Raw genomic sequence first — 7,816 nt, 5'->3', positions numbered from 1 at the left:
GGGCGTTTATTCCCAAAATACTTTTTGAAATTTGCCTGCACCTCTGGGTCGGTGCTATTCATAGCTTCATCAATCGTTGCTTCAATATTTTCCCGTACATCAGCTAATGACATACCGCCAGCCTTTGCACCAGCCTTTAATGCTTTTTTAATATCTCGTTTTTTTAACCCTATCATTCGAACCAACTCCCTAAAATGAGTTAATCTTCTTTTTCAAAAATTAAATCAATCTTTCGCATACAACCTTTTGCGTCAATTTCTGTAGGTATAAAACCAACATAGCGATACCCATTTTCTGCATAGCTATTTATAACTTCCTTATGTTTATCGGTGCAAAGGAACACAACACCTTTCGCAGTATAATCAATTTCTAAATATTCATATTTTTTCATTTTTCCTCATTTCCTTTCTCTTTCATATTTTCTCTACGCTTTTTGATTGCCTTATTTCTTAAAGGAATACCAACGCCCAATATCAATCCTACTACCAAAATAGTCAAGTCCATAAGCACACCTCTCTTTTCTAAAACTCTTTTTTCTTTAGTATTGTTAAGCTAATAAGATAGGAGATACCTAAAATAACAACTGAAAGCAATAAAAATAATATTATATATACTAGTGGTTCAAATTTAGGTAATTTATTTATTAAGACATATAAATCTATTCCTAAATATTCAGTAGTTTTTATAAGAAGCAGTCCTATAACAAATATAAATCCCATTACACCTATGATAGCAATTCTTCCTTTTTCTCCACCAAATTTCAAGATAAAAGGAAGCATGATTGATAAAATCAATAAAATAGTAGGAAATAAAGAACCTGCTGTTAAAAAAATTTCATTAAAACTGCCTGTTTTTGTAATACCAATAACAACTAAACTAATAACAGTTCCCAACAACAAAAACATTATTCCTGAAATCAATCCAAAAATATATTTTTCCAGTACATAATCTTTTCGTGTTATCGGTAAAGAAAATAAAAAAGCATTTCCATTATCAAATTCATCATAGCTAATTGAACTCAATGAGAATAATGCCCCCACAAAACCTAAGAAACCAATCGGAAACGAAGTCCCCGGAGATACTATTATCATTATTATAGATATAGCAGTAATAGTCATAAAGAAGTTTTTCTGTCCTTTCAGCAATTTAAAATCTTTAATCAATAAACCTTTCATTATTCAACACCTCTAATCATCATTGTTATTACTTCGTCTATATTTCCTTTTTCAATCGCCATTTGAGGATAATTTTCAGCATAATATTGTTTTTGATTAGTTAAACAACTATATCCATAGCTTTCTTTTTTTGTACGTAAAATATATTGTCTATCTAATTTGGAATATTCTTCTTCATCAACTTTAAGTAGTGCATAATCGCTTAGTAAAACATCAGTATCTTCGTGCATAATTACTTTTCCTTGATGTATCATATAAAGGTCATCACATAAAGTTTCTAAATCACTGGAAATGTGAGAACTAATTAAAATAGAGCGTTCTTCGTCTTTTTCTATAAAATCTCTTAGCATTTCTAACAATTCATCTCTAGCTATTACATCTAATCCCGCCGTTGGTTCATCAAGAATTAACAACTTTGCATTGTGTGAAACAGCAACTAAGACTTTTACTTTCGCTTTCATACCAGTTGAAAAATCTTTTATTCTTTTATTTCGTGGAAGCTGAAACTTTTTAACTTGTTCTATAAAAAATGATTTATCAAAATTTTGATATAAATTATCAATAATAGGAATAATATCATTGATTGTTAAATATCCACTAAAGCCAGAGTCCGAAAGAACTACTCCCAAATCTTGCTTGTCTTTTGCAGTAAAATCTTGTAATGACTTTCCAAGAATATTGATAGTTCCACTATCAAAGGAAATTAGCCCTAAAATAGCTTTAAATGTTGTGCTTTTTCCTGCACCATTTTGACCAATCAAACCAGTTACATGACCTTTCTTTACTTCAAGAGAACAATCAAGCGAAAAGTTTTCATAACTTTTTTTCAAATGCTCAATTTTTAACATATCTAACCCTCCAAAATTAACTCAAATAGTTTTTTTATATCTTCATCACTGATACCGTAACATCTGCCTTTTTGAATAACTCGTTCTAAATCACTTTCTAATTCCTTTTTCTGTTCCTCTAATAAAAGCTCTGTATTTGTAGCAGTAACATATGTTCCTTTTCCATGAATTGTTACCGTAAACCCCTCGTTTTCCAAGCTATCATATGCTTTTTTCACAGTTAGAGCACTTATTTTTAATTCTTTTGCAAGAGAACGAACAGACGGAAGATTATCATTTTCTTTTAATTTTCCATTCCGAATTAAAGCTTTAACTTGTTCTACTATTTGCTCGTAAATAGGTATCATTGAAGAATGGTTTATAATAATTTTCATCTCACAGCTCCTTTCTGTATAAACAGTATATAACAGAGTAACGCTGTTGTCAAGTGTTATATGGTGTTTGTACAGAAAGTGAAGCGTGCAAATCTCATTTAGGAAATGCACGCTATATAATTTATCCTACAATCTTCCAGTTACTATCCTTATGTAGCACAAGTTCATACTGCGATATCTGCGTCGCCTTTGTCTGATTATCAAGGAATTTCACGCCTACCTTGACTTTCACATTGTCCCCGTCCTTTGTAAAGATAGGGTTTACCAGTTCAGAATAAAGATAGTCCCTGCCGATAGGTTCAAGCACATTTCCCGATACATAATAGGCAAGCTCTTTTTCCGTAGCTGTCGGGTAGAGCTTAAAGAATGTTTCCAGAAATGCGGTAGCGTCATTCACGGTATCAGCGTCTACACTTGCGTCTGCTTCTGGTGTCTTAGGCTCATAGTCTGATTTTTCGATTGCTGGTGCAAGGGTAGGGTTCTGAACGATTACCATATCCCCGTCAGCGTCTATATGGACTTTTACGGTATAGGTTGCTTTCACATTGCTTGTCTTTTCTCCCTCTTTTATCTGCTGATCTACTTCGTAGGTAGCAGAAAAAGTGTCCGTTCCCGATTGTTCGATACTCCATACAATCACATCTGTAACTGTGGAGCTGGTCGGTATATCCGTTCTAATGGTATCAACATTCAAGTCCTGCAATTCCTTTGTCAGATAACCGTTGATTGCCTGCGTCCTTGATTCAATCGCTTCTTTACTGTTATTCCATGTGTAATAGGACTTCGCAAAATTCTTCACGAAATTTTCTATCCCGTTGGTGTCCTGCAAGCGAAGTTCAATGATTTCTTTTTCGTGGGTCGTGTGCTGGTCGATAGCAGTAAAATTCTTATACACCCCAAAGCTCACGCTTGCAATAAGTACCACCCACAACGCAATCACGGCTTTCTTATGTGTGCCTACCTTAACAGTACGCACCTTTTTTTCTTTTGGTTCTTTGATAGTTTCTGTCTGTTTCTTATTCTTCTTAAACATATTTTCAAGTCCTTTCTATTGTTTTACTCGTCCTGCACCGATTAAGTGCTGTTGCCAGTAACTACTACTTAGGTCTGCATATCCTATCGGGTTGCCTGCATGGTACATCTGTGTCGGCGAAACGAGAATACCAACGTGGGTTACATACGAACCAGCATTATAGGTGGAATGGAAAAATACCAAGTCCCCAGCCTTTGCCTGCGAGAGTGGAAGATGTTGGGTTGCGTCATACTGTGCTTGTGCCGTTCTCGGTAAGGAGATACCAGCTTTTCCATAACACCATTGCGTCAATCCCGAACAGTCAAAAGAAGTGTTGGGATTGCTACCGCCATATACATACTTCCAGCCTTGATATTTCAACGCTTCATTCATTACCTTTTGTGCCAGCTCTCCCGATACCTGCGAAACAGTTAAATACTGATTGACTAATTCAACATAGAACATATTTCCATAGCCATACCGCCAGCCCCCGTTCTTCGCAACAGCTATCGGGTTGGTATAGGTTACTTTCTTTCCACCCGATTTCTCACGGGCAAAATTTTCCGCAAGATTAAAAGTGTGTTTCTTTCCTTTTCCTGCCACATATCCCACATAACCACCGCCATAGTTATAAGACTGTATCGCTACATTCAAATCGTCGATACCTTGATTTTGGCAGGAAGAAAGCAGGGACGCAAAATATTTACACCCCTGCTTGATTGAGCTTTCCGTATCTAAAGAATTGGGCGGTAAGCCAAGACTTTCTGAACTCTGCATAACATCTTCTGCTGTACCACCACTTTCTACTTGAATGATAGCCAATAGCACATTGACATACTCGGAGATACCGTTTTCTCTGGCGTACTTTTCCACCATAGGCTGATGTTTCAAAACTTCTGCGGATAAATTCATACCCGTAATGCCAGAAGAAAAGTTGCTGTTCTCGTCGTCGCTGTCCGCACTAATGAGGACACCAAAGAAAAGGACTATGGAAAAGAGGATAGGAAACAGACTGCCAATAAGAGCGATATGTTTCAGTTTCATTTTTTCTTCTGTCCTTTCTTCGTTACAAGGTTACGGTTCTTTTCGGTATGTTCCGTTGTACGCTTTGATTGTTCAAAGGTCTGTTTCTTTGTAGTACGCTCTGCTTTGTAATTCTGGCGTGTTTCCTGCGATACTACTTTTTCTACATTCTGCCTATGTACTGGCTGTGCAGGCTGGGTCGCTTTCTTATCAGAAGCACCAGAAGATAACGGACGCTCTTTCACAACATTTGTCTTGACTGGTTCACTTGCTTTTGAAGTGGTCGCTGTGGCAGGACGTTTCACTTCCTGCATTTTTTCCGCACTCGGCTTTGGAATGGTTGAAGCTGTGACTGGTCGCTCATGGGGACGGGTAGCTCCCGTTGTCGCTGATCCGTCCGTCTTTCTTTGTCTTGCTTCTTGTGCCTTTTGAAGCTCCATACGTTTGTCAGCGATATTTTGTCTATGCTGTGTCTGCTTTTCCAATCGTCCCGTTTGTCTGGACTGCTGTTCCTGCACCATACCACGCTTGAAGTCAGACACGCTGGACTTTGCTTTTTCCTTTGCGGAATATACCGCATAAGCGGTCTGTGTTGGCATATCCTTGATATTCTCTTTGACAGCGTTTGCCTTGTCTTTTACTTTATTTTTCGTATCTAAGACAGCACCAACCTTTGAGCCTGCACGCTGTCCCATGCTGGAAGTGGTATTGCCCCGATTTTCTTTTGAAGCTGTATTTTTTCTTTCCGCTCGTTTATTAGCAACGGCACTTCCAGCCACCGCACCAGCGACACCGCCCGAAATACCGCCAGCACTTACCGCCCTTGCAATACGGTGTTCCATACGCCTAGCCCCATGTCGCATAAACAGATACGGTCTGCGGAAAATTCTTCGTCCCATGCTTTGACTGTCATTAGCGTTCAAAGAGAACATACTCATTAAATCGCCCAGCTTCATGTAGATACCAGCGAAACATACTATCTGCAAAAACGCCACCATGAAAAATGGATAGTCTGTGGATATGTTATAAAACATACTGGAAATACTGAACGCCACCGTTACAATGAGCGTTATTCCTGCCCGTGTCATAATGGTATTAAACACCCTCACGATTGCCTGCTTTGCCATGCTTTCATAGCTCGGTATCATGGAAAGTAAAAAGCTGATAGGTAAAAACATTGCAAAGATAATAAAAAGTATCTGGCTGAACAACATCATGCCCGTAAGTAAGAATACAAATATTGTTATCCCTAAATTGAAGAACAATAGGAAGAACACCATGCCTAAACGGTTTACCACCTGCGGTATCGTCAGATTGTTGTTGTCGTTGTCCTCGATTTCTGTTTTCACGACTTCCTCTCTGGTCTTTCCGTCCTCGTCCTCTGGGCTTGCCGATACGAGAGCTTCTACACGGTCTGCCCCGATTTCCTCTGCGTTGCTGTTTCCAAATTGCAGAAGTAGCCACGGCTGTTCCACTTGAATAGAAAATAAGCTGTCCCGTATCAAGTCTACGCTGTCCTTGCCCTCGCTGTCAGAGTTGGGGAGCATGATTTTTGTTCCCAAATCAAGTGAAGCGGTACTGATGTCTGATGAAAATTCATTTATCTTCTTGATGTAATCGGGAGCATAGGCGATAAACGAAGCGGACAGTACGAACACCACTACAAAGTTGATAACGGCGTGAAGTGCCTTGCTGGTTTCCCGTTTGATAAGTCCCGTATAGGCAACATAAAGTCCCACCACTAAGATAATGAGAAGCAGGAAACCAACATAAAAGCCCGTAGAAGAAAAGCCGTTCTGTGTTACGCCTGCAAGGGTCTGTATGCTCTTTCCGATACTGTCTGCCATATCGTTAATGAAGTCCAGCTTATAGGCTTCCTGCACCACATAGCCCGTAGCATTGCTTAAATAAAGGCTTATCGTCCAGACAAAGTTGGTAATGCAGTAAAGCCCGTACTGCACCGATTTTCCAATCCCGTCCAGCCAGTTCCACGGCAACCACGACCAGCTATTATCCACATAAAAATCAAGCTGGTAATTCGACAACGGATATTTTGAGTAAAGATTTTCTGCATTTATGGTATCGTCTACAAGCCCCGTTGCATGAGCCACCGTCCCCAAAAGTGAAAGCAGGATAAGGGAGAGTGCCACCACGAACAGAGCCATTTTGAGAAAGTGGAAAATCTTCTTTTTTGTGAACGCACCTTTTATCCTTTCTTTCATCACTCCACCTCATTTCTCTGTACGGGCGGTCTGGTATCAAAGGCGTGTAGCAGTTCTTCAAAGACGGGGTGTATCTGTACCACACCGACACGCCCGTATAAGTCCTGCAATAAACATTGTCCGTTTTCCAAATCACGCAAGCGTTTCTGGTTGTTTTCATCGTCCTTGTCGATACCGAAAAATTCTAAGGTCTGCTTTATCTCGTTTATATCCGTGCTTCTAAAGGCAAATTTCAAGCCGATATTGTTTTTCAGACTTTCCTTTGAAACATCATAGGCAGACTGGGTAACAAAATAAACGCCTGCCTGCATAGCTCGTCCAGCACGAACCAGCTTGTTAGAGAGCGTTTCTCCTTGTGCCACATTTAAGAACGCCCACGCTTCATCAAGGTCTACAATCTTAAAAATGCTTCTGTCGCTGTGAATGAAGTCGAGTGCAAAGGTACTAATCACAATCAGCATAGACACCGATAATAATTCAATGGTTGTGTATTCATTAAAAGTGGTGTCTTTATCTGGCAATACTAAGTCCGCTACTTGAATGATATTGAGCTGATTATCTAGGCTGATTGTATTTTTTACTGTCCCGTCTGAAAACAATAAATGTGCAAAATCATAGTTCGTAAAACTGGCAATATGATTTGCAATATGGTTCGCAATCGGCGTATTTTCTTTCCGTAATTCTGTGATAACATTTAACAGCCCTCGGTGTTCGCTTTCAGATACATTGCTGATTGCACTAATAAGCACAGGAAATTTATCTCCGTCACGGGTAGAGATACCCGTTAAGAATGTTAAAATTTCTTTTGCCAGCGTCGCTCCGTCCTCTTTGTCTTTCATAATCACAAATGGGTCAAGAAGTCCTGCATTGTCCTTGTCGCTGGTTAAGTTTACGATATTGATTTCATGGGCGATTTCTGGGAGCGTTTCTTTCCAGTTGCCACGCTCTGATTTTGGGTCTAAGATAACCGCTTGTCCCCCAAAGAGAACCGAATAATACACCAGAAGATTGTTGCAGAACGACTTACCACCGCCAAGCGAACCGACAAAAGCAGAAGCTAAAGCGTTGGTAACTGTACCTTTTATACCTTGACTGGCAAGGGACGGTTGCAGGTACACATTTCTTCCCGTATCAACGGAATAGCCCATATAGATACCCGTAG

8 protein-coding genes are annotated in these 7,816 nt (G+C 39.5%); all 8 read right to left on the bottom strand.

The genetic code is table 11. From position 1 onward, the window contains the following. Positions 1–199 precede the first annotated feature (199 nt). Positions 200–391 carry a DUF4177 domain-containing protein gene (locus I2D69_RS19150; protein WP_008370354.1) on the bottom strand — a complete coding sequence of 64 codons (192 nt, stop codon included), beginning with the start codon at positions 389–391 and terminating at the stop codon, positions 200–202. Between the two features lie 130 nt (positions 392–521). Next, positions 522–1,175, bottom strand: a complete 654-nt coding sequence (locus I2D69_RS19145; RefSeq protein WP_006857098.1) for an ABC-2 transporter permease — start codon at positions 1,173–1,175, stop codon at positions 522–524. Beyond that, positions 1,175–2,023, bottom strand: a complete 849-nt coding sequence (locus I2D69_RS19140) for an ABC transporter ATP-binding protein (RefSeq protein ID WP_118003844.1) — start codon at positions 2,021–2,023, stop codon at positions 1,175–1,177. Before I2D69_RS19140 ends, I2D69_RS19145 begins: the two co-directional genes overlap by 1 nt. Positions 2,024–2,025: 2 nt before the next feature. Further along, positions 2,026–2,397: a GntR family transcriptional regulator gene (locus tag I2D69_RS19135; RefSeq protein ID WP_006857100.1), complete on the bottom strand. Its 372-nt coding sequence runs from the start codon at positions 2,395–2,397 to the stop codon at positions 2,026–2,028. Between the two features lie 121 nt (positions 2,398–2,518). Continuing rightward, positions 2,519–3,430 (bottom strand): conjugal transfer protein, encoded by a 912-nt coding sequence (locus I2D69_RS19130; RefSeq protein ID WP_118760192.1) that lies wholly within the window; start codon positions 3,428–3,430, stop codon positions 2,519–2,521. A 15-nt stretch (positions 3,431–3,445) separates the two neighbouring features. Next, positions 3,446–4,453 (bottom strand): C40 family peptidase, encoded by a 1,008-nt coding sequence (locus tag I2D69_RS19125; protein WP_161234488.1) that lies wholly within the window; start codon positions 4,451–4,453, stop codon positions 3,446–3,448. After that, the gene (locus I2D69_RS19120) at positions 4,450–6,654 is read right to left on the bottom strand and encodes a YtxH domain-containing protein (protein WP_195380394.1); all 2,205 of its coding nucleotides are present in this window, start codon (positions 6,652–6,654) and stop codon (positions 4,450–4,452) included. Before I2D69_RS19120 ends, I2D69_RS19125 begins: the two co-directional genes overlap by 4 nt. Next, the coding region (locus I2D69_RS19115; RefSeq protein ID WP_195380393.1) for an ATP-binding protein at positions 6,654–7,816 on the bottom strand (1,163 nt) is incomplete at its 5' end. The genes I2D69_RS19120 and I2D69_RS19115, both read right to left, overlap by 1 nt.

It is taken from the genome of Ruminococcus sp. D54t1_190329_F1, assembly GCF_015551645.1.
In the GTDB taxonomy this organism is placed as follows: Bacteria; Bacillota; Clostridia; order Lachnospirales; family Lachnospiraceae; genus Blautia_A; species Blautia_A faecis.
This window is presented reverse-complemented; position numbering and strand designations above follow the sequence as displayed.